The organism is Sphaerochaeta globosa str. Buddy (genome assembly GCF_000190435.1).
In the GTDB taxonomy this organism is placed as follows: Bacteria; Spirochaetota; Spirochaetia; order Sphaerochaetales; family Sphaerochaetaceae; genus Sphaerochaeta; species Sphaerochaeta globosa.
The window spans coordinates 2,232,393-2,253,665 of sequence record NC_015152.1; the positions used below are offsets into that span (position 1 = coordinate 2,232,393).

Consider the following 21,273-nt stretch of genomic DNA (forward strand, 5'->3'; position numbering starts at 1 on the left):
GCCTGACTGCCTTCACAGCTTGCAATCCATTGCTGAGAATCTGTACTATGATTTCTTTCAGGCGATTGGAAAGGAGTCATCTCGGTGCCGGAAACAACCAAGAAGAAAAGACACATTGGCAAGCGCTTAGCGATCGGACTCGGCTTGCTGGTCCTCCTCTTCATGCTTGTGTCGATTGGTATCACCAAGATTGTCTACGACAAACAATTTCCCCGCTATGATAGAGCTGACGAGGCGTTATCAGCAAACCTTCGATACCATGATATAGAAGCGGACTATCCCCGCTTGCTTGTATCCTTCAACTCAACAGAGAATACCTTGCAAGGGTATCTGTATGGCAGCGAACATAGCCGTGCATTGATGGTGATCGCCCATGGGTTGGGTGGTGGGGCTGACAGTTATTTGAGCCAGATCAAGCATTTCGTCGACGCTGGATTTCGAGTTTTTACCTACGATTGCACAGGGAGTTACGACAGTGAAGGCAAGTCCACCAAAGGCTTTCCCCAGGCAGTATTGGACCTGCATGCCGCTCTCTCCTATATTGAAAGCCAGCCAACCCTATCTTCCCTTCCTCTGTTGCTTTTCGGTCACAGCTGGGGGGGATATGCCGTAGTGAATGTGCTCAATTTCGGGCATGACGTTACGGCAGTGGTGAGTGTTTCGGGGGCAAACTCGGCAATGGATATGGTCCTTGAACAAGGACATAATCTGATGGGAAGTTTCATATACACACAATATCCTTTTCTTTGGCTCTACCAACACCTGTTGTTTGGAAGCGTGGCCTCCTCTACTGCCGTGTCCGCTCTCAATAAGACAGACATACCGGTTCTCATCATCCATGGGATTGAGGACGAGATGGTCCACTATAGTGGCAGTTCGATCCTTGCCAAAAGAGATCGGATAACCAACGAAAAGGTCAGCTATATCACGGCAACACAAGAAGGTCGAAACGCTCACAACAACCTGTTTCGCACCGATGAGATGGTTCAGTATGTAGAGAAAGTGAATGCACAGTATCGCTTGCTTTTCGATGCGTATGATGGGGAGATTCCCTACGAAACCAACAAAGAATTCTACGACGGTATTGACCGTTTGCAACTCTCTATGTTGCAGCCAAGTCTTATGCAGGAAATTGATGCATTCCTTTTTGATGCATTACTGCAATAATCGATAGGCGAACGTACACTTAGATAGTAGGCTGTACTTGTATCTCACAGGGAATTGCTGCCAACGCTCGAATTGCTGGAGCAGCAAGGGTACTTGCATCCACCAATTGTAACAATTCCTGCTGCAACACAGCCATTTCTTTCGTAGCTCTGCGTGCATGCTTCGCCATCGCAGTCTCTGCAAGATTTGTGAGAAGTATCAAAGAGAAAATCGGTGCCACCAGAACGGCTGGCAATCGCAAATACCATAACTTTCGGGGCACTATCCGGTATCCAAGGGCACCTAGCACTATAAAGCCTTCCTGCATGGCACGAATCATCAATCTGACATCATCGGGATGCTTGGCTAGAGATTTCGGGTTCCCTGCATGCTTATAGAGTGCTTGCGCTATCGGGCACACGATGGCAACATGGGTTTTCTGCCATGCATCCATGGAAGTACAGGTTACAGTGGGGATGCCTGCACGAAAAAAGACTCTTTTCAACACCCTGATACGGTCGTTTTGAGTAGGCACCAATTCTCCAATCGTCGTAGTTTGGAATACCCGTACCAACCCTGTTCCAAGCCGATAGTGCACCACAGCATCAACAACTTCGCCGCCGGCACTCGGGAATGCAATCATGACCCGTTGAGCCCCTACTGCATCGATGAAGGGAGCATACCCTGATGCTGTATTGACCATGAACACAATAGTTGGAGATTTGTTGGTTCTTAGGATAGGCAGCAAAGCTTGTATCTGCGTTCGCTGAACTACAACCAGGATGTAATCAAAAATGTCATCGGTTTCCAATGATGCGATTACCTGTACCGGACAGGTCTCGATTAGTGCCGAGTTGGCTGAGCGTAGCTTTAGGCCATCGCTATGCAACTGACCAAGCCGCACCCCCCTAGCCAAGAGAGCAACTTCATTACCTGCTTTTAACAACTTCCCTGCAAACAGACTCCCGATTGCTCCGGCTCCTATCACCAAGATTCGCATCAGTAGGCCTCCTGTGTTGTAGTGTAATCGATACGCATGAAAAAACCACTCCTTGAAGCAATCAGATATGGAGAACACTTTCGATGAGAATGTATAAAAAACTTGAAACTCTCAGTTGCATCGCAAACCAAATGCGATACAATGGCAAAAGACAAACCTTGGAGGTCCACATGCTTTGTGTCCAACCAATATCCTCGAAGCGCGATTGGAAATTGTTCTTCAACTTTCCCAATCTTTTATATACCGACAATCCCTACTATGTACCAACTTTATTGCTCGATGAACGGTGGAACTTCAACCCCAAGAAAAATCCTGCATATGAATATTGTGAGACTGTTGCGTTCCTCGCCAAGCAAGACGGTAAGGTTGTAGGGCGCATTGCAGCTCTGATCAACCATAAGCTCAATAAGGTCCAAGCTCAGTCATACATGCGCTTCACCCGCTTCGATGTCATTGACGACATAAAAGTAAGCCGTCTTCTGTTCGATGCAGTTTTTGCCTGGGGCAAGCAAAAGGGCATGAATACCATCATCGGGCCCATCGGTTTCTCAGACCTCGACAAGCAGGGCCTGCTGGTGGATGGCTTTGACCAGATCGGCATGTTCATTACCCTCTATAACCATCCTTACTACCATGAACACCTCAGCCAACTTGGATTTGCCAAGGATATTGACTGGGTCGAATACAAAGTCTTTGTTCCTCAGCAACCAGATCCCCGCATCGAGAGAATCTGTGAAATCGCTCAAAAACGGCATGGGTATCGTCTGCTCTCATTTACCAAGAAAAAAGAGGTAATCCCGTACGCCCATCAGATGTTTCATATGTACAACGAGTCATTTGCGAAACTGTATGGTTTCTGCCCGCTCAGTGATGGACAGATCGATATGGCCATCAAGCAATTTTTCAGCTTGGTGAGTCTGGACTATATTTTCGTAGTCGTCGATGCTCTGGAATCGGTCATCGGTTTCGGCATCATGGTTCCTTCTCTCTCAAAGGCGCTGCAACAGACTCGTGGACGAATTTTCCCCTTTGGTTTCATCCCCATCCTTCAAGCCTTGAAAACGCATCAGGTACTGGATATGTACCTGATTGCAGTCAAGCCCGAATACTTCGGCAGGGGCGTCAATGCGATAATCATGCACGAGGGGATCAAACGGGCGATTGCCAATGGCGTACTCTATGCCGAAACTGGCCCGGAGCTGGAAAACAACAACAATGTACAAACCCAATGGAAGAGTTTTCGTACCGAACAGCACAAACGAAGGCGTTGCTACATACGGTCATTGGATTAACCAGCACCCAACCTGAGCCTACCAGAAGCGTTATTTACTGACAGTTTACTTTTTACTTCTCTCCAAACTTGCCGTATACTACAAAGCAAAAGGGGGAGGTAAGGTGAACATACAAAAACAACAGGCAATGCGAACTGTCCTCTATGGACTTGCTCCGCTTTGCCTTGCTGCACTCTATTTTTTTGGATGGCGATTTATCGCAGTTCTCGCAGTCGTAACCGCTACAGGGCTGGTATGTGAATGGCTCATGTTCAAGCGGTATGGATTCAAGGTAACCGAGTCTTTGTTCGTCTCCTGTACGCTGTTTGCTCTCTCATTACCGCCGACCATACCCCTTTGGATAGCGGCCATGGGTATAGCATTCGGCATACTCTTCGGAAAAATGGTCTTTGGAGGCTTTGGCAAGAATATCTTCAATCCTGCGATTACCGCCCGAGCTTTCGTGTATATCAGCTTCGGCGTTCCCATGACGGCAAAATTTATTGGAAATGCCACCACCTTGGGCTTTTTCCCTGCAGGGTTTGGTACCTGGATCAGCCAAGCCGACAGCGTTTCTGCCGCTACTCCGCTCGTAACCAGAAGCGTAGGTGTTCTGGACCTGTTCCTAGGCTTCAGCAGCGGGAGTTTTGGCGAAACCAGTGCACTGCTCATTCTGCTGGGGGGTATCTACATCGTCTACAAAAAGGCGGCCAACTGGAAAATCGTGCTCGCATCCCTGCTCTCATTCGTACTGCTACAGACCATCTTTTGGGCAAGTGGATTGCAAATTGCAACAGAGAATGGCTTGGTGGCAGCGACCTCTCCCCTCACGGCCCTATTCTCGGGCAGTTTCCTCCTTGCCGCTTTCTTCATGATTACCGACCCGGTTTCAGCCTCCCAATCGACCGATGCAGGCCGATGGATCTATGGGGCCATGTTCGGGCTGCTTACCGTCCTGATCCGCACCTTTTCCACATGGATCGAGGGGGTGACCTTCGCCATCCTTATCGCCAACATGTTCGCTCCTCTGCTTGACACCCTGCTCAAGAGTGCAAAGGCCAAGAAGAAACAGAAAAGCGTCCAAGGAGGTGCTGCATGAGTACACAAAAGGTCTTTTACCGGGAACGCATCTACCCTTTGCTTTTCATGTTCCTTACTACCTTTTTTTGCATTCTGCTTACCGCCGGCATCCATCTTGCAACCCAGGACAGGGCTCTAGCAAATGAGCTCTCCTTTACCCGCAAGGCCATCCTCGATGCAGGAGGAGTGGAGTATGAGAATACTACCGAGGGCATCGAGCTAGCCTATAAGAAAGCCGTCAAAGAGGCCGAGGGCTATTTCACCACCAGCGGCACATCGGGTACACGCTACATCATTCCCCTTGAAGGCCCGGGCCTTTGGGGTACCATCTCCATCATGGCAGGTTTTCAGGAGGACCTAAGCACCTTTACCGGTATCGCCATCGTCAGCCAAAACGAGACCCCAGGCTTGGGAGCCCGTATCGAGGAGCCATGGTTTACCGCCCAGTTCAAAGGTAAGCAGGCACCTTTTACCTTGGTCGAGGAAGGAACTGCCGCCACACCGAGTGAAGTGGATGCCATAACCGGGGCCACCCGAACCTCGGAGTATTTTAGGAATCTTTCAAACCAAGCCGCCGATGCTGCCAAGCGCATCATCAGAGGAGAGTGATATGGCCAAGAACAAACTACGCAAGACCTTTATGGAACCACTGGGGAAAAACAACCCTGTGTTTGTCCAGATTCTGGGTATCTGCTCCACCCTCGCGGTAACCAACAAGCTGCAGAACACCTTGGTGATGACGCTGGGAGTCATGTTCACCACCGCCCTTTCCAGCTGGACAATCTCCCTGCTCCGCAACCATATTCCCTCACGCATCCGCATGATGGTGGAGACCATGGTTATTGCAACCTTCGTCATTATCGTCGATATCGTGCTGAAGGCCTTCTATCCGGATATGTGGAAGCAGTTGGGACCGTACGTTGGTCTGATCATCACGAACTGCATCGTCATGGGACGTGTCGAAGCCTTCGCCTTGCAGAACAAACCGATGCTTTCGTTGGTCGACGGCCTTGCCTCAGGCCTCGGGTATGCCTACGTTCTGCTTGCCATTGCCTTCGTGCGTGAGCTCTTGGGAACAGGCAGCCTTTGGGGCTACAGAATCCTCGGGTCCTGGTGGACGAACTGGTCGATCATGATCATGCCTCCCGGCGGGTTCTTCGTCCTTGCCATCCTGATCTGGATCATCCGTGAAACCATTATGAAGGAGGCCAAACATGCATGAGTCACTGATGCCCTTCGCTGTATTTTTTGCCTCCATCTTCACCGGCAACATCCTGTTGACCAATTATTTGGGCACTTGTTCGTTCCTCTCTGTTTCCAAGGAGATGAAAACCTCGGTGGGATTGGGCATTGCCGTCATATTCGTCATGGCAACCACAACGCCGCTGAATTGGCTTGTCTATGAGTATCTGCTCATCCCCTTCGGCCTGGAATACCTGCGCTTCATTGTCTTCATCATCGTTATAGCCGCCTTCGTCCAGCTGACTGAGATGACCATCGAACGGTACAGCGAACCACTCTACCAATCGCTGGGAATCTTTTTGCCTTTGATCACCGTCAACTGTGCAATATTGGGTGTCAGCTTGTTCATGGTTATCAGAGAGTACACGTTCTTTACCTCATTTTTGTTTGGACTGGGAAGCGGTATCGGTTGGTTTGTCGCCATCATCGCCATGGCAGGCATCCGCGTGAAGCTGAAAAATGCCAAGGTTCCGCCTGCGCTTGAAGGACCTGGAATCACCCTGATAATCGCTGGATTCATGGCCATGGCTTTCATGGGCTTCTCCGGCATGATTGCCGTATCATAAGGAATAGCACATGGTACTTACACTTCTGATCAGTATCGCAATCATCAGCCTGATTTCTGTTTTTCTCGCTTTGTTGATGGTTATTGCCGATGCAACCATCGGCAACTACGGAATCGTCAAGATTTCCATCAACAACGGGACCAAGGAGCTTCAGGTAAAGGGAGGCCAACCTCTCTTGAAGGCACTCAACCAGGAAGGGGTGTTCATTCCCTCCGCCTGTGGTGGACGAGGCTCTTGCGGCTTGTGCAAGGTTCGGGTGGTGGAAGGAGGCGGGGAATACCTGCCTACCGAGCTGCCCTTCATCAGTGAGGAGGAGAAGAAGCAACAGATTAGACTCTCCTGTCAGTTCAAGGTGAAAACGGATGTTTCCATTGCCATCCCCGAAGAACTCTTCTCAGTCAGGGAGTTCAATACGGTGGTTGAACGTATCCGAGACCTCACCCATGACATCAAGGAAGTCACGCTGCGCCTCAAGGAAGGTGATACCATCACCCCAAAGGCCGGACAGTATATCCAATTCGAAGTACCGGAGTATGAGAACTCAGAAGAAAGCGTGTATCGTGCTTACTCCATTGCCTCTCCCCCGGATGACAACACACGGGTGGAGCTGGAAATCCGATTGGTTCCCAATGGGATTTGTACCACCTACGTACATAAGTTCCTCAAGGAAGGTGATAAGGTCACCATCAACGGGCCCTACGGAGATTTCTACTTACGTACCAGTGAACGAAATATCATTTGCATCGCAGGAGGCTCTGGAATGGCCCCTATCAAATCAATCCTGCTGGATATGAAGGATAAGGGGATCAAGCGCAATACAATGTATTTCTTCGGCGCCCGTTCCAAGCGTGATCTCTTCCTCCTGGATGAGATGCATGAGCTACAGCAGGCCATGCCCAACTTCAAGTTCGTACCGGCGCTGAGCGAACCTGCCCCCGAAGACAAATGGGAAGGCGAAATCGGCCTCATCACCGATGTAGTCAGGCGTATGGTCAAGGATGGACCCAATAGTGAGGCATATCTTTGCGGAAGCCCCGGGATGATCAACGCCTGCATGAAGGTGCTCACCGAGCTGAACGTGGCCCCGGAAAACATTTTCTACGACAAATTCTCTTAACAAGGAGCCGACGATGAAACAGACGCCCGAATTCGATAAGATCCAGCAGCAGATGAAGAAAGGCGTTATCACCTTGGATGGATTCCTTGGCGATGACACGCGCAACCTTGTAGATATTATTGCAAGTGACAGCCTGACGGTTCGTAGGCTTAAAACCACCTGTAAAGCCATTTCACAAAGAATGGACCACTTCAAGGAACTGGGCTTTGCAGGACTTGGCGAGTTCATATCCGTTGAAGACCGATTTGACGTAAAGGTGGACTCGGTTCGAGGCCTGCTGCCCTCCCCCTTCGGAGGCAAGGGCATGTATGGGAAAATCAATACGACGGTTGTCAACAAGAAGACAGGAAGAACCATCGTATATACGGACCTTCACATCCACTTCATCGCAGAACATTGCTTCTTTGAGGGCAAAGGTTCTCCCTTCAGGCTTGAGCCGGAGGACTTGGTTCAAGTCCTTGAAGTCGCAGAGGTAGAGGAATAAGCAGAAAAGTACCTTACATTGAAACAGTGATATTCCTGGGCGTTATCCCGACGATGAGTTTCAGTGCATAGCCTGCACGTTTTTCCAGGAATATCCCATTTCCTTTAGTTTGCAGACGGTTGACAAGCGCAAAAGGCTTCTTCAGGATATACCGTACCTATACAGAAGGATTTTACGATGCGCTATGCAATACAATTTCAAATAAACCTCTTTGCGTTGTCCATCCTGCTCATTTTGTTGGCGTTCATTCATACGTCCCGCATACGCACCTTCAGTCGACAGCTTGTTGAATGGATTCTCCTGACTACTGCCATAGCAATCATTATGGAGCCACTGACCTGGATTTTTGATGGGAAACTGTTCGTCGGCGCCTATGCCTGGGAATATGGTACCAATTTCGTGCTTTTCCTCATCGGACCAGTAATCGGAGGCCTCTTGATGTCCTATGTGGACTATCGCCTTTTTCACAATCCTCAGCGCCTGAAGAAACGCCTCTACTACCAAGGTGCGAGCCTTTTGACGTTTGCATTGCTGGTAGTAAACATGTTCATTCCTGTATATTTCACGGTCAGGATGCAAACCAACAGCTACAGCAGCGGCCCGTTCAAAGCCTTCCATTACCTGCTTATCGGTTCAATCTATCTCTATTGCATCGGTTTTGTCACAAAGCATAGAAAGAGGATTCCCAACAAGGAGGCTCTGATATACATACTGTTCTTTTTCATCCCCATCGCGGGCATGTTGCTGCAACTGATCAATTCCAAACTTCACTTCTCATGGACTTCAGTCGTACTTGCATTGTTGGTCATCTACATATTTCTTGAAACTACGCCTTCCGATGAGGACTTTTTGACCAAACTGTACAATAGGAACAGTTTCGATACCCATTTGAGTTTTCTTATCCAATCGGATAAGCAGTTTGGCCTGCTCATGCTTGATCTGAACTCCTTCAAGCAAATCAATGACCAATATGGACACGTTGCAGGGGATGAGGTACTGATTGGATTTGCTCATGCTCTTAAACAGGTATTCCATCCAAACGGCCTGGCCTTCAGGCTCGGAGGTGATGAATTTGCCGTAATCTACACCTCTACAACTATCGAAAAGCAGATTGAGGAGCTACGAAACCTCCTGATTCATCACACAAACCCACACCTCGCCTCGCTCAGTTTCAGTTCGGGTTATCATGTCTATGAGCCCTCACTGACGGCAGACGCCCTGACCAGATTGGCCGACCATGCAATGTATGAGCAGAAGAAAGTGATGAAAAAGATTCTCACCGAAGTCACACCTACCGTTGGGCAGACGACCTAATTACCTGAAGGCGTTTTCCAGCTTGGCAATATCGATCTTCTTCATCTCCAAAAAGGCTTGTGTTACCCGATTTCGCTGCTCCTGTGTCCCCGTATAGAGCATTTCATCGATTCGGCGCGCAGATACCTGCCAAGAAAGACCATACAGGTCTTTCAGCCAGCCGCACTGCTCTGTCTTTGGATCAGCAGAAAGCTGCTGCCAATAGGAATCGACTTCCTCCTGGCTGTCACACTCGATCATCAGGGAAATGCCTTCATTGAACGAGAAGGGATGTTCATAGCCACTGTCCATGGCGGCAAACCATTGGCCTTCCAGCATGAAGTCGATAAACATTGCACTTCCTTCCAAGTTCGGCTCCATACCACCAGGATAACGAGCAATTTCACCCATCTTCGATTGCCTAAACACTGATTGGTAGAAGCGGGTGGCTTCTTCTGCCTTTCCATTCACCGTGTTTACAAACAAAAGAGAGGGAATGATCTTAGGCCTTGGTTCTCCTTCCGCACGGGTAAGAATGAGCTGCCAGGAGAGTCCGAACGTATCCTGAATCCAGCCATAATGGCTGCTAAAGGGATATTCACCAAGCGGCATCAGAATGGTGGAGCCTTCACTGAGCTTGTTCCACAGCTGATCCAGATGTTCCTTAGCCTGAGGATCACTGCCTGGATCGAAGTTCACGAAGAATGATATCGAGGGATTGGGCTTGAAATACGGTCCGGCATTCATTGCCATGAATTGATAACCTGATAGGGAGAACCAAACCAAATCACAATCACCTGAGGGGGTATCCTCGAGCTTGGTGACATGGATTATTGCCGAATCTTCAAACACCTCGGTGTAGAATTGCACGGCTTCCAATACTTGGTTGTCAAACCAGATATGGGGAATAATTCGTTGTTTCATCATATGTGCACCTCACATAGTAAAACACTATGATATTCTGTATTGCTATGCAACCCTCCTAGTGGCCAAGAAAACCATATAAATTGGTTAAATTCACCCAAAGTCAGCAGGAATTGTAAAAAATTGGAGTATAATCAGCCAAATACTTCCAAAACAACAAGCTGGCACGCCATTTGCAAGTATGTACGCTAGAGAGGAGCGAATACTTTGAATAAACCCAGCCATTCGATTTACCTGATATGTTCCAAAACAGGAACCTGGCTCTCCACCTTGATCGGTTTGTGTTCTCATTTGCAGTATGCCCATGCTTCAATCAGCTTCGACGAGAGTTTTGAAAGACTGTACTCTTTTGGCCGTACTGAACCGGACAACCCATTTTGTGGTGGGTTTGTCATTGAAAACCTGTATGAGGGTGTGTACACCAAATCCCAGGATTGCCGTTGCTTGATCTACAGGATTCCGGTCACGGCATTACAATACGAGGCTCTGTCAAATCGTATTGAAAGATTCATTCTTGAGAAGGATACGTACAGCTACAATATGCTTGGATTGTTCGGAATCCTTTTCAATACCCCTATCAAACGAAAATCCCATTATTTCTGCTCCCAGTTTGTTGCAGAAATACTCATCGAAAGCGGAATATTCTCCTCTTCGAAGGTTACACAGCTTATCACAACTGACGACTTGCTTACGCTGGATACCAAGGAATTCGTCTTTGAAGGACCTATCAATCGCAGCAACATCACGCAAGCACAGAAAGGAATCCAGGCTTCATAGATTCGACTTTTGTACGTATATTTTTGTCGAGCTTCCTTGTATTGAGTCTGATACAGTACAACCAGAGAGTATAAAAGCATGATACGAACATTGAATCACGTAATCGATTTTATTGAGCAGCATCTGAGTGAGGACCTTACCCTTGAGATGATCGCCAGCGAAGCCGGGGTATCCGACTACCACTTCAGGAAGATTTTTTTCTATCTGAGTGGCACATCGCTGAGTGAATACATCAGATTAAGGAGATTGTCTGAAGCGTGCAAGGACTTGTTGGGTGGAGAGAAGGTTACCGATGTCGCCTTCAAATACGGCTACGAATCCTTGGATGGTTTCACCCGCGCTTTCAAAAGTTGGTGTTCAATGTTGCCCAGTGAAATCAACAAAACAAAAACTTGTACGCTCTATCAAAAACTATCTTTTTCCATTTCAGTAACAGGAGCCAACACCATGGAGTACAAAATCATTGAAAAACCGGCCTTTTATCTTGCAGGAGTCACCAAACGGGTACCCATGCAATTTGAAGGAGTAAACCAAGAGATCATCAAGCTTGCCCAGAGCATCACAGCTGAGCAGAGACAAGAGTTACATAGGCTGCAGAACATCGAGCCGTACAAGGTCGTGAACGCATCGTATGAGGCGGATGCGCACTTTCTGAGGGAGGAAGGTGAATTGACCCACTTGATCGGGGTTTTGACCTCAGAACAAAAGGTTGGAGCAGGCTTGGAATTGGTTGCAGTAGCGGCACATACCTGGGCAGTATTTCCCAATCACGGACCCTTTCCTGCGACACTGCAACAGACTATGGCAAATGTGTACGCCCAGTGGCTGCCTTCCTCAAACTATGAACTTGTCGACGCTCCATCCTTCTCATGGACCGTCATGGATACACAAAATCCAGGATATGCCCATAGTGAGATTTGGATTGCGGTAAAATTGCTCGAATAAAGGACCAAGCATACTGCAATGATTGAGACCCAGGCCCAAATCTGGTAGGATACTTGGCGGAGGATTCAATGAACAATTTGGCAGTCATTTCACTTGGAGGATCCATCATTGCTCCGGATAAGGTGGACAGTACCTTTCTTAGGCAGCTCAATGAGGCTCTCAGAATATATTTGAAAGAAGATAAGAGCAGAAAAATCATATTGGTATGCGGCGGTGGTGCTCCTGCGAGGGTATATCAGGAAGCGATGCGGGCCATCCAAGAGGATATCGACAGCGAAGAACTCGATTGGCTTGGTATCCGCGCCACCCACATCAATGGGCAATTGATTAAGGCAATGCTCAGTGAATTCTGCACCGACAACCTGATCACCGACCCAACCGGACATATAAATTTCCGCGGGCAGGTGCTGGTAGCAGCTGGCTGGAAACCCGGCTTCTCCACAGACAACGATGCAGTCATCCTCGCCGAGCGCTTCGAAGGCCAGCTCATCATCAATCTGAGCAATATTGCCAAGGTATACACCGATGATCCGAAGAAAAACCCGGATGCACAACCTTTGGATGCAATAAGCTGGGCCGATTATCGTACCATGGTAGGCAACCAATGGACTCCTGGCAAGAGTACACCTTTCGACCCGATTGCCAGCAAACGGGCCGAGAAAATGCACATGAAAGTAGTGTGTGCCGATGGAAGAAACATCCAGAACACTATGGATATCCTCTATGGGCGGCCATTCTTCGGAACTGTCATCGGAGAAGAGAGCGTTTAAGAGTCTGGAAATACGGCAGAGGGGTTGCAAACCCCTCGGGGAAAGGATTCTCCTGGGTAAAGTCAGGTATCCAGGAGATATTCTCCCCCAATTCCTGAACAAATCCTTCCTCTATTTGCAAATCCTCTAGAGCCACAAGCAGAGTGTCATATTCTTCTTGGGTGATCGGGGGGAACGAGATATCACCCTTGGGTGGTTCAAACTGCACCATCAATGAGAGAAAGGCACACTCCTTCAGCTCCTCAGCAAAATACTCAAGAAAAGAAAGACTTGCCTCAAGTGTCGTCGGAAACACCAAATGCCGGACAAGCAGCCCTTTCAGATTCCCCTTTTCATCCACATAGGTTCTTTCATGCCTCTGCTTGAGAAACTGCATGACGCCTTTGATATCCTGAGCATAGCGCCGCAATCCACAAAACTTGGCACCAACTTCACTGTCCAAAGTTTTTACATCAATCAAATACACATCGATGTAAGGATCAATCATCTCCAAGGCTGTGACATCCTCAAAACCGGAACTGTTCCAAACCACATCCAATACCAATCCTTTGGTCCTGGCAATCTGCAACGCTGCAATAATGGAGGGAATAAAATGGGTACCGGTAACCATATTGAGATTGGTGGCTCCTAGGTCCTGTAGGCCAAGCATGAGAGAAGCAAGTTCTTCGATGCTCACGACTATACCCAATGCATTTTCGTCGGTGGAAATCTGATGGTTCTGGCAATAGGCACAATTGAGCGGGCAACCGCTGAAGAAAATCATGCCCGAGCCATTCTCTCCGGTTATAGGAGGCTCTTCACCTTTATGCAACCCGGCCCATGCAACCCGTACCTCGGCTGTTTCACCGCAACGTCCAAATTTACCTGCAAGTCTGTCCACATTACAAAAATTCGGGCAAAGCCTGCACGATCGGTAGGCATTCAACATCAGTTCTTCCATAGCAAAAGTGTAGCAAAAGTAGTCTCGCATGCATAGATGTCCAGAAACAGAGTATGCATACTATGCACTTTTATTATTCCTTGTTTGGTATATTGTAAACACATATGAAGTGAAGCATCTATCCAGTTGTATGGATACGCTTGACCCAAGAGCACAAATTCATCACTCTTATGGCATGGCATTACGAGATTTTCTGAGACGTTCACCGACTCAAGGCAAAGAGGAGGAACGGTACATCCTCTCCATAGATGGAGGCGGGATGCGGGGGATTGTACCCTCGGTCATGCTTGCCAAGCTTTCCACGCTTTTGGAAGAGCTTGGAGACAACCGTCCACTGTATGCACATTTCGATCTCATTGCCGGCACCTCCACTGGAGGCTTGCTTGCCCTAGCTCTTGCAGCCCCGGTTGAAAAAACCAATTTGATAGCGGATACACGCTACATTTCCTATATTTTTGAGCAGGAACAGCAAACTTTTTGGCAGCGTGTGCGTAGGCGTCGTGGAAATGAGACGCTTTCAGGTACACTGCCCTTCGGCCTGGATACCAAAACGTTAGAATCCCTCTATCTTAAGAATGGCAAACAGATTTTCCCCAAGAACCAGGGAAGAATTTTCAGTCAGATATTCATTGATAAGTACGATTGCGAGCCATTGGAGCGATTTTTGAAGCAAACCTTCAAGGAAGTACCCCTGAGTGAGGCCGTAGTACCAACGCTGGTGATGAGTTATGAGGCTTCCACCGGCAAGCCATTCGTACTCAGCTCAAATGATTCACATGGTTTCTTGTTTTGGGAAGCCGCCCGGGCAACCAGTGCAGCTCCGACGTTCTTCAGGCCTGCCTACCTATACGACCGTCAGGAACTCACCATGCAGACGCTCATCGATGGGGGTGTTGTTGCCAACAATCCTACCTTGTATGCCTATACGGAGGCAAAAAGGCTCTATCCGAATGCGAAGAAATTCCACATTCTCTCCTTGTCCACGGCGAGCAGTGATTTTACATTCACCGTCAGCGGTGCCGGCACCGGGGTTATTGGATGGATCGATCCTGCAAAAGGTGCCCCCATCCAAAAAATTTATGCCACCGCCCAAATGCAGGTAGTCGACCACATCGCCCAGCAGATCCCGGACCTGGGCTATACACGGGTTCATGGAAAGCTTGGGGAAGAATACAAACTGGATGCGACCAGTGCCCTTGCCCTAGCCTCCATGTGTAAAGGGGCCGAACAAATCTTCTCGGAAAATGAAGAGAAAATCCGTGATTTCGCAAGGCTCCTGATTGCCCGCACTTCCTTCGACCAGCTCACCCTTGGTCCTCGGGAAGTCGAGCCGCCCCAACAGCAGTTGCCTTCCCCCATCCTGACACCGGATACCGAAATTCCGGCACTCGCTTCGTACTACTCATTTCTGCAGCGCTACCAGATCGAGGAAAGCGCGAAGCAGGATGGTACGATGTGAGCACCCATCCCTTGCAAATGGAGTTGGAGTCTATCATGCGCAGGCTCTGCGATGATCTTGACCACTATCTGGAGGACACCTACGGGGATCACTATCCCCTGCATCCGAACAGACCGGCCAGAGGAAAGGCTGCCAGTGTTGCCTACGACGGACTCTTTTCTACAGGAACGCAATTCACCCTTGGCTACGGCAGCGACCTTGGTAGGGGATATTTGGTTTCCGTTGAGATTCGTACGCTTTCTCGTGTTAGGCAGGAGGACCGCAAAGCCATCGAGCACGCTGCCATTACCTATCTAAGGTCGATCATCCCACTCTATTTCCCCAGCCGTCACATCGAGGTAAAGAAGGATGGCAATGTCTATAAACTTGTAGGGGATTTTTCCTTGGGAACTTCCAGCAACTGAAGCAAACCATCATGTAGACGTTCATTAGCCTGCCTAACAAATCGTTTGAAGTCCTTGGGACGATGACCTTTTGCATCATCGCTGATGACTCTGAGGATTGTACAAGGAATGGCTTGCATGACGCAGGCTTGCGCTATGCCAAACCCTTCCATATCACTTGCACCCAAGCCCAGCTCTTCAGTCAAATAAGGATTCTGTTCACGATAGGAGCGTAAAAGAAAGCGGTCGGCAGTGCCCAATACCACCTTCTTGGTACCATTGAGATCGGGGGCATAGAGGTCGATGCTTGCCGGCACTATCCTGCCGCCGCCGTCGAAGGTCTGCCCGCGCTGAAGACCGAAAGCGCGAAGATCCAAATCATACTGAACAACCTTCGTTGCCACCACAAGATCTGCGATGTCCAAGCAAGGATCAAGGGCTCCCGCATACCCGAGAAGGACAACCAATCGGGGATTATGGACATACAGTGCTTTTAGGGCTGCAAGAGCACTTTGCACCTTGCCAACCCCGGTGCAGACACCTACAACACTGTGTTCACCGATGTGGATAGGTTCATCGAGCTTTGTAAGCACTCCTTCCAATTCACGATTCGTTGCTGCAAGAACCAATACTTCCGTTTCCATACCAAGCTATCTCTTTGCCAAATCTGCAAGTATGAGCGAAACTGCCACACCATGGCGCGTTTCATACCCGCCTGCCAAAGTTCGCTCAATGGCCATCGTGGTATAGGCAACGGCTTGGTCGACAGACTTTTGGAAGGAGTCCTTATTAAGTAAGAATCCCAGCAAAAGGCTGGCAAACAAATCACCGCACCCCGGATAGGAAGCCTGCAATTTTTTGTATGGAACCATGAAGGTTTGTCCTTCTGCATAGCAGGCCACAACGCTCTGATTCTGAAGCGGTACACTGGTGATGACCACGTTTGCACCGGTTTTCACACCAAGTTCCTTCGCCCAGTTGAGTGCACAAGCCTCATCGAATTTGTGTTGATAGGGACGGCCGAGCAACAAGGCAGCCTCCGTTGTATTGGGGGTGATGACATCGGCGTATGTTACCAAGTCCTGCATTGCCGATACGTGAGCCTGTGTGATGGGACCGTACAGCTTCCCATCGTCACCGAGAACCGGATCGATGAGGGTAAGAGGTGCTTGGGTTTGTCGTTGGTCCTGGATGAATGCCTTGATCAAAGCCACCTGTACGGAACTGCCAAGAAAGCCTGAGTAAATAGCGTCGAAACCAAGACCGAGGGTTTTCCAGACTTCAAGGATTTTCTCAATGTCAGCGGTTGTATCCTTGAAATAATAGGAAGAAAATCCATCGGTCTGACTGGAGAGCAAAGCCGTCGGAAGCGGGCACGTTTCAATGCCCAAGACCTCGAGGGTTGGCAAAACAACGGTCAAAGAGCTCTTTGCATAACAGCTCAAATCGTGGATGGCGGCACAGGTACGTTGCATGAATCTACACTACCGTACATCTGCAAACTAGGCAATATATGGTATACTCAGCCTAGTGGAGGTCCTTATGCTATTCTATGACAGTCTGCATCACATGATGATCGCCGATGACCAAATAAGCCCTTTGTCGTTTCCCCTGCCATCCCACGAGCAGTTGGAAAAAGCGCTCTCATCCATGATTCTCTCCTCCTCGGGATGGAGAAAGGTGTTTGCCATACGTGGTGATGAGGAGGATGCAGGTCCGCAAGTCAGCGATGCTGATGCCACCCTCACAGCCCTCGCCGCCCTTGCCTTGGCTCGCAGCCTTGGAGTGGCCTGTGCACAAAAGGAAGCTGTCCTTTCAGGCGTCGCTCCTTGTTCGACTTCTGAGAAAACCATTCTCGTCGGTCTCGATGCACGACCTACCGGACGTGTACTGGGGGATATTGTCTGCCGTACCCTCACAGCCTTAGGTTGCAAGGTGCGTTATCTTTTCATTTGTGCCGCACCGCAGATAATGGCCGACTGCAATCTGTATCCCGACGAAGCGGACGCATTCTTCTATATATCGGCAAGTCACAATCCCATCGGACACAACGGCTTCAAGTTCGGAAGCAACGGAGGGGTGTACTCCCTCACCCAAGCCGATGCATTGACTGCCGCTTTCAAAACCATCGTGGAACAGGAAGTCATGGCGCCCTCTTACCTGCACAAAATCTGCGAGGCCATGGATGTAAAGCAGTATCGAAGCGTACTACAGCAGGTGGAATTCGAGCGCAACAGAAGTCTTGAGCGGTATGAAACCTTTGTTCTGAACACCGCAGTCAAAAGTACCGATGCAAAGGAACACGACCGCTTCCTCCAGACTCTTGTGCAGGCTCACCAGAAAGAACCTCTTTCGGTGATCGGGGAGCTCAATGGAAGTGCACGCTCAGCCAGTATTGACAAACGCCTGTTGACATCACTGGGGTTGAAGGTGCTCCTGCTCAACGACAAGCCCGGCGATGTGGTGCATGCAATTGTTCCCGAAGGTGAGAATCTTGAGCTATGCAGATCCACCCTCGAAACAATGTACGCAAAGGACCCTTCCTACCGCCTCGGGTATGTTCCCGACAACGATGGAGACCGCGGCAACTTGGTATACATCTCGGAACGCAGCGGCAAGGCCCAGATTCTGGAAGCACAGAGCGTATTTGCCCTGGTGGTTCTCGCCGAGCTTTCGCAGACTAGACTGCAGAACCCTACAAACCTTTTGGCCACCGTAGTGAATGGCCCGACGTCCATGCGCATCGATCGAATAGCCTTGGCCTTCGATGCCGAAGTCTTCCGCTGTGAAGTGGGAGAAGCCAACGTGGTGGAACTGGCCCAGTTGAAACGATCCGAAGGGTATTTGGTACCAATCCTCGGGGAAGGGTCGAACGGGGGCAACATCACCCACCCGGCAAAGGTTCGAGATCCGCTGAACACCCTGCTCAGTCTCGTCAAGCTTCTGCGTAACCGTGATATTGCAAAGCTCTGGTTTCGTTCAATCGGAAGCCAGGTTCCCCATTCCATCACGTTAGACAGTCTTATCGACAGTCTTCCTGTCTATACAACAACAGGCTCCTTCTCAAAAGCGGGGAAAATGTACGTGAAGCAAAGCCATGCGCTGCTCAAGAACCGGTACGAAGCGCTGCTGCAAAGTGACTGGGAGGAACGGAAGGCCCAACTTTCGGCGATGGGCATCCACTCGTATGCCATATACCAGACCGAGGGAACGAACAGCTATGAAGGGATGGGGGAAGCTTTCCGCCACGGCAGCTTCAGCGGTGGGTACAAAGTCGCTCTCAAGGATAAGGATGGCGTACTAACCGATTACCTGTGGATGAGGGGGAGCAAAACCGAGCCGGTGTTCCGCGTACTCGTCGACTGTCAAGGCGACGATGAGCATCGCTATGAGTATCTGCTTGCCTGGCACCGCAGCCTGATCGAGCGAGCCGACCAGGCTTAGCTTTCGACCTGCCAAATCTCGTTGACCAGACCAAAGAGCGTCTCCTCCCTTCTTAGGGGGGGAGAAAGCTCACACTCCCATACAACCAACACCCGATACCCCTTCTGAAGCAGAGCTGCAAGAACCTCTTGGTCTCGCTCTGTATTTCTCTTTAGCTTTTGTTCCCAGAACGGACGATTAGTCTTAGGAAGGGAGAAGTGCTTACACCCTTGGTGTGCATGCCAAAAGCAACCGTTGATGAAAATCACGGTTTTGTATTTTGGCAGTACAATGTCAGGTTTACCCACAAGATGCGAGTCATTGACGCGATATCGGAAACCCTTGCGGAAAAGGTAGGTGCGTACTGCCAATTCCGCCTTGGTATCCTTCGCTTTGATGCTGGCCATGATCCTGCTTCGTTTCTCAACGGAAAAACAATCGCTCATGGACAGAGGCCTCCTTACAGACTGAGTCCAGCTATGGCCGCTCCGATGGTAGGAGAGTCATCGATACGTACAAAGCGGTAATAGCGCTTATACTCCAGCTGCAAATACGTGTGCAGGTAGTACTCGGTGTACTTTTTCAGGTATTCGGTCTTGTAGAAGGTGGTGCCGTCGGCATTGATGCACACAGGTCTTCTGGGGTCGGTCCCGGCTCCGCTCTTGATAACCGTAGCAGCAAGATTGGCAGCGGTAAGCTTGGCTGCACGGGCGATGACTGCATCGATGATCATCCATAGGGCTATCGCATCATCCTCATTGCCTTCACAGCAGGCAACCAGGGCGTATTCCTTATTCAGAGGCATCTCCAGGTAGTTGCTCATCACCGTGGTATTGACAGTTCCCAACTGAGCGAACCGCTTTGCAAAGGTTGCACTCAGGATGCCGTCGGCGATGGCTTTCTGAATGACCAACGTACTGAGCGGACCAAGATAGGCCCCGCTGATCATCTTCTCCAGATGATACTGCTCGGGCTGCTTGGTTGAGTCAAAATACTCGCGGTCGAGCTTGCTCGGGCAGTAATCAAAATTGCCCGACTCAATATTGATGATCTGGCTCTTTCCATCGAAAAGGCCGAGTTTGGCAATATTGCTGTTACGCTCAACGTAGGCTGTATTTGTTCCGGTGCCGAGAATGAACCCGATATAGCCGCTGTACGGTATGTCACTCGCAGCACTTTGGCCGGCCAACAGGGTGGCGACGGTGTCATTGAGTACGGCAACTTTCTTGTTGGTAACATCATAACCGCGACGTTCGAGTTCAGCTAAAAGGCTTGCCCCGACCTTCTTACCGATGACCTCGGGTGCTTTGATCTCCTTGGAAAAGACGAGGGGAATGCCATCGTGGTCGGCGGTGATGGCCGCAGCATAGGAAAAGCAGAATCCAATCTTGTCACTCTTGTCTATCAGGCGCTCCACCTCATCGGCAAAGGTGCTGAAAAACTTCTGGGCGGAGACCTCTTCCTTCACCCCGGGCATTGAAACCTTTTTAAAATCCTCGATATGGGCGTTCCCTTGTTCATCAAACGTGACCAAACAGGTCCTAAAGTTAGTCCCTCCGGCATCCAGGACGATGACGCTCTCTCCCTTGGCAATCGTACTGACCACCTCGGTATAGGTGGGAATCATCTTCAGGGAACTAGTACTCTCCGCTTCGAGACCTTTTTCCATTTCACTGAGAAAGGTTGCCAGCAAAGCCTTCATATCGACAGAAGCAGGATCTATACCCCACCTTGAAAGAAAAGCTGTGGTCTTTTGGACACAATCGGACATGGTTTCTCCTTTTCAGAGGCAGGAGGGCTGACCTACACCTCCTTCTCCTCCCCATTTATTTTCAAAGCAAGCGGTTTGACCGCAAAATATCCTTCTTCATCGGAGTGTAACATAAAAGTCCCCTCAACACGAACAGGGATGCTCACCCTTCTGCCCTGAACCGTAACATCGGCGACCACCGTGATGGCAGGAATTTTACCGCTGGTTACGACAGTCGTCATAAGAGAGGCCAGACTTGCTCCTTCACCCCACTCGGTGACCATGGCTCCCTTGAGAACGGCATGGCCGACCTCCCAACCGTGTACGGTAAGATACTGGATTGCAATGTCATTAAGCGGGCCGCGCGCCGCATTGAACAAGCTTGCAAAGAAGGATGCGTTGGGTTGTCTGGTTGCCATGAATACTGAAAGATAGGTACCGATATCCGAGTTCTGAAATGTCAGGATATGGGGTAACGACTCGTTTGTCCGAAAGTGTAGGGTGGATCCGGGAAGGTCCAGAGAAGGAGAATTCAAAAAGGCCGCCACCGAACAGATGGCAGAATCGGTGATGGCAGCAATTGCCACCGTAACATCATTTGCCGTAGGGGCTTTCGCCGCCAATGGCACCATGAGACTTACTACAATGAGAATAAGTGCTGCTACTTTCATGACTACCCTTTTTTCTATCATACGGTACGGAT

General features: G+C 49.5%; 23 protein-coding genes. 15 read left to right on the forward strand and 8 right to left on the reverse strand.

Annotated features, from left to right (window positions below; all coding sequences use genetic code 11):
• The first annotated feature begins 84 nt into the window (after positions 1 to 84).
• Positions 85 to 1,167 (forward strand): alpha/beta hydrolase, encoded by a 1,083-nt coding sequence (locus SPIBUDDY_RS10440; protein WP_013607724.1) that lies wholly within the window; start codon positions 85 to 87, stop codon positions 1,165 to 1,167.
• Between the two features lie 19 nt (positions 1,168 to 1,186).
• Here the strand turns inward: SPIBUDDY_RS10440 and SPIBUDDY_RS10445 are convergent, their stop codons facing one another.
• Positions 1,187 to 2,146, reverse strand: coding sequence for a ketopantoate reductase family protein (locus SPIBUDDY_RS10445; protein WP_013607725.1), 960 nt, complete (start codon positions 2,144 to 2,146; stop codon positions 1,187 to 1,189).
• A gap of 170 nt (positions 2,147 to 2,316) precedes the next feature.
• On the opposite strand from SPIBUDDY_RS10445, the gene SPIBUDDY_RS10450 reads away from it, so the two are divergent.
• The 8 genes from SPIBUDDY_RS10450 (at position 2,317) to SPIBUDDY_RS10485 (ending at position 9,220) form a co-directional block, all read left to right on the forward strand.
• Positions 2,317 to 3,438: a hypothetical protein gene (locus SPIBUDDY_RS10450; RefSeq protein ID WP_041381305.1), complete on the forward strand. Its 1,122-nt coding sequence runs from the start codon at positions 2,317 to 2,319 to the stop codon at positions 3,436 to 3,438.
• A 103-nt stretch (positions 3,439 to 3,541) separates the two neighbouring features.
• Positions 3,542 to 4,516: an RnfABCDGE type electron transport complex subunit D gene (locus SPIBUDDY_RS10455; RefSeq protein ID WP_013607727.1), complete on the forward strand. Its 975-nt coding sequence runs from the start codon at positions 3,542 to 3,544 to the stop codon at positions 4,514 to 4,516.
• Positions 4,513 to 5,106: an FMN-binding protein gene (locus SPIBUDDY_RS10460; RefSeq protein WP_013607728.1), complete on the forward strand. Its 594-nt coding sequence runs from the start codon at positions 4,513 to 4,515 to the stop codon at positions 5,104 to 5,106. Before SPIBUDDY_RS10455 ends, SPIBUDDY_RS10460 begins: the two co-directional genes overlap by 4 nt.
• Position 5,107: 1 nt before the next feature.
• Positions 5,108 to 5,719, forward strand: a complete 612-nt coding sequence (locus SPIBUDDY_RS10465) for an NADH:ubiquinone reductase (Na(+)-transporting) subunit D (RefSeq protein WP_013607729.1) — start codon at positions 5,108 to 5,110, stop codon at positions 5,717 to 5,719.
• A complete protein-coding gene (locus tag SPIBUDDY_RS10470) occupies positions 5,712 to 6,305 on the forward strand; it encodes an NADH:ubiquinone reductase (Na(+)-transporting) subunit E (protein WP_013607730.1) in 594 nt (197 codons plus the stop codon). Before SPIBUDDY_RS10465 ends, SPIBUDDY_RS10470 begins: the two co-directional genes overlap by 8 nt.
• A gap of 10 nt (positions 6,306 to 6,315) precedes the next feature.
• On the forward strand, positions 6,316 to 7,422 hold the full coding sequence (locus SPIBUDDY_RS10475; RefSeq protein ID WP_013607731.1) for an NADH:ubiquinone reductase (Na(+)-transporting) subunit F: 1,107 nt from the start codon (positions 6,316 to 6,318) through the stop codon (positions 7,420 to 7,422).
• A gap of 13 nt (positions 7,423 to 7,435) precedes the next feature.
• The gene (locus SPIBUDDY_RS10480) at positions 7,436 to 7,906 is read left to right on the forward strand and encodes a hypothetical protein (protein ID WP_013607732.1); all 471 of its coding nucleotides are present in this window, start codon (positions 7,436 to 7,438) and stop codon (positions 7,904 to 7,906) included.
• Positions 7,907 to 8,083: 177 nt separating this feature from the next.
• On the forward strand, positions 8,084 to 9,220 hold the full coding sequence (locus SPIBUDDY_RS10485) for a GGDEF domain-containing protein (protein ID WP_013607733.1): 1,137 nt from the start codon (positions 8,084 to 8,086) through the stop codon (positions 9,218 to 9,220).
• Here SPIBUDDY_RS10485 and SPIBUDDY_RS10490 read toward each other — a convergent pair whose 3' ends face one another.
• Entirely contained in the window at positions 9,221 to 10,126 is a 906-nt protein-coding gene (locus SPIBUDDY_RS10490) for a VOC family protein (RefSeq protein ID WP_013607734.1), read from the reverse strand. It abuts the gene before it with no gap.
• 204 nt (positions 10,127 to 10,330) lie between these two features.
• On the opposite strand from SPIBUDDY_RS10490, the gene SPIBUDDY_RS10495 reads away from it, so the two are divergent.
• From SPIBUDDY_RS10495 to pyrH, 3 genes are all read left to right on the forward strand, one after another.
• Entirely contained in the window at positions 10,331 to 10,900 is a 570-nt protein-coding gene (locus SPIBUDDY_RS10495; protein ID WP_013607735.1) for a hypothetical protein, read from the forward strand.
• Positions 10,901 to 10,978: 78 nt separating this feature from the next.
• Positions 10,979 to 11,845 carry an AraC family transcriptional regulator gene (locus SPIBUDDY_RS10500; protein WP_013607736.1) on the forward strand — a complete coding sequence of 289 codons (867 nt, stop codon included), beginning with the start codon at positions 10,979 to 10,981 and terminating at the stop codon, positions 11,843 to 11,845.
• A gap of 68 nt (positions 11,846 to 11,913) precedes the next feature.
• Positions 11,914 to 12,615 carry a UMP kinase gene (gene pyrH, locus SPIBUDDY_RS10505; RefSeq protein ID WP_013607737.1) on the forward strand — a complete coding sequence of 234 codons (702 nt, stop codon included), beginning with the start codon at positions 11,914 to 11,916 and terminating at the stop codon, positions 12,613 to 12,615.
• Here the strand turns inward: pyrH and SPIBUDDY_RS10510 are convergent.
• Positions 12,593 to 13,555: a radical SAM protein gene (locus tag SPIBUDDY_RS10510; RefSeq protein ID WP_041381307.1), complete on the reverse strand. Its 963-nt coding sequence runs from the start codon at positions 13,553 to 13,555 to the stop codon at positions 12,593 to 12,595. The genes pyrH and SPIBUDDY_RS10510 overlap by 23 nt on opposite strands.
• A 175-nt stretch (positions 13,556 to 13,730) precedes the next feature.
• Here SPIBUDDY_RS10510 and SPIBUDDY_RS10515 point away from each other — a divergent pair, with 175 nt between their 5' ends.
• On the forward strand, positions 13,731 to 15,014 hold the full coding sequence (locus tag SPIBUDDY_RS10515) for a patatin-like phospholipase family protein (protein WP_013607739.1): 1,284 nt from the start codon (positions 13,731 to 13,733) through the stop codon (positions 15,012 to 15,014).
• Positions 15,011 to 15,418, forward strand: a complete 408-nt coding sequence (locus SPIBUDDY_RS10520) for a hypothetical protein (protein WP_155816097.1) — start codon at positions 15,011 to 15,013, stop codon at positions 15,416 to 15,418. Before SPIBUDDY_RS10515 ends, SPIBUDDY_RS10520 begins: the two co-directional genes overlap by 4 nt.
• Here the strand turns inward: SPIBUDDY_RS10520 and SPIBUDDY_RS10525 are convergent.
• A complete protein-coding gene (locus SPIBUDDY_RS10525) occupies positions 15,373 to 16,041 on the reverse strand; it encodes a 5'-methylthioadenosine/S-adenosylhomocysteine nucleosidase (RefSeq protein ID WP_013607741.1) in 669 nt (222 codons plus the stop codon). The genes SPIBUDDY_RS10520 and SPIBUDDY_RS10525 overlap by 46 nt on opposite strands.
• Before the next feature lie 6 nt (positions 16,042 to 16,047).
• The gene (locus SPIBUDDY_RS10530; RefSeq protein ID WP_013607742.1) at positions 16,048 to 16,872 is read right to left on the reverse strand and encodes a pyridoxamine kinase; all 825 of its coding nucleotides are present in this window, start codon (positions 16,870 to 16,872) and stop codon (positions 16,048 to 16,050) included.
• A gap of 67 nt (positions 16,873 to 16,939) precedes the next feature.
• On the opposite strand from SPIBUDDY_RS10530, the gene SPIBUDDY_RS10535 reads away from it, so the two are divergent.
• Positions 16,940 to 18,841: a phosphoglucomutase gene (locus SPIBUDDY_RS10535; protein WP_013607743.1), complete on the forward strand. Its 1,902-nt coding sequence runs from the start codon at positions 16,940 to 16,942 to the stop codon at positions 18,839 to 18,841.
• On the opposite strand, the gene SPIBUDDY_RS10540 is transcribed toward SPIBUDDY_RS10535, so the two are convergent.
• Genes SPIBUDDY_RS10540 through SPIBUDDY_RS10550 form a run of 3 tightly spaced genes read right to left on the reverse strand, consistent with a single transcriptional unit; the run spans position 18,838 to position 21,241 of the window.
• A complete protein-coding gene (locus SPIBUDDY_RS10540; protein WP_013607744.1) occupies positions 18,838 to 19,266 on the reverse strand; it encodes a very short patch repair endonuclease in 429 nt (142 codons plus the stop codon). The two genes, SPIBUDDY_RS10535 and SPIBUDDY_RS10540, sit on opposite strands and share 4 nt — an antisense overlap.
• A 14-nt stretch (positions 19,267 to 19,280) precedes the next feature.
• Positions 19,281 to 20,591 carry a hexokinase family protein gene (locus SPIBUDDY_RS10545; RefSeq protein WP_013607745.1) on the reverse strand — a complete coding sequence of 437 codons (1,311 nt, stop codon included), beginning with the start codon at positions 20,589 to 20,591 and terminating at the stop codon, positions 19,281 to 19,283.
• 32 nt (positions 20,592 to 20,623) lie between these two features.
• Positions 20,624 to 21,241 (reverse strand): hypothetical protein, encoded by a 618-nt coding sequence (locus tag SPIBUDDY_RS10550; RefSeq protein ID WP_013607746.1) that lies wholly within the window; start codon positions 21,239 to 21,241, stop codon positions 20,624 to 20,626.
• Positions 21,242 to 21,273 lie beyond the last annotated feature (32 nt).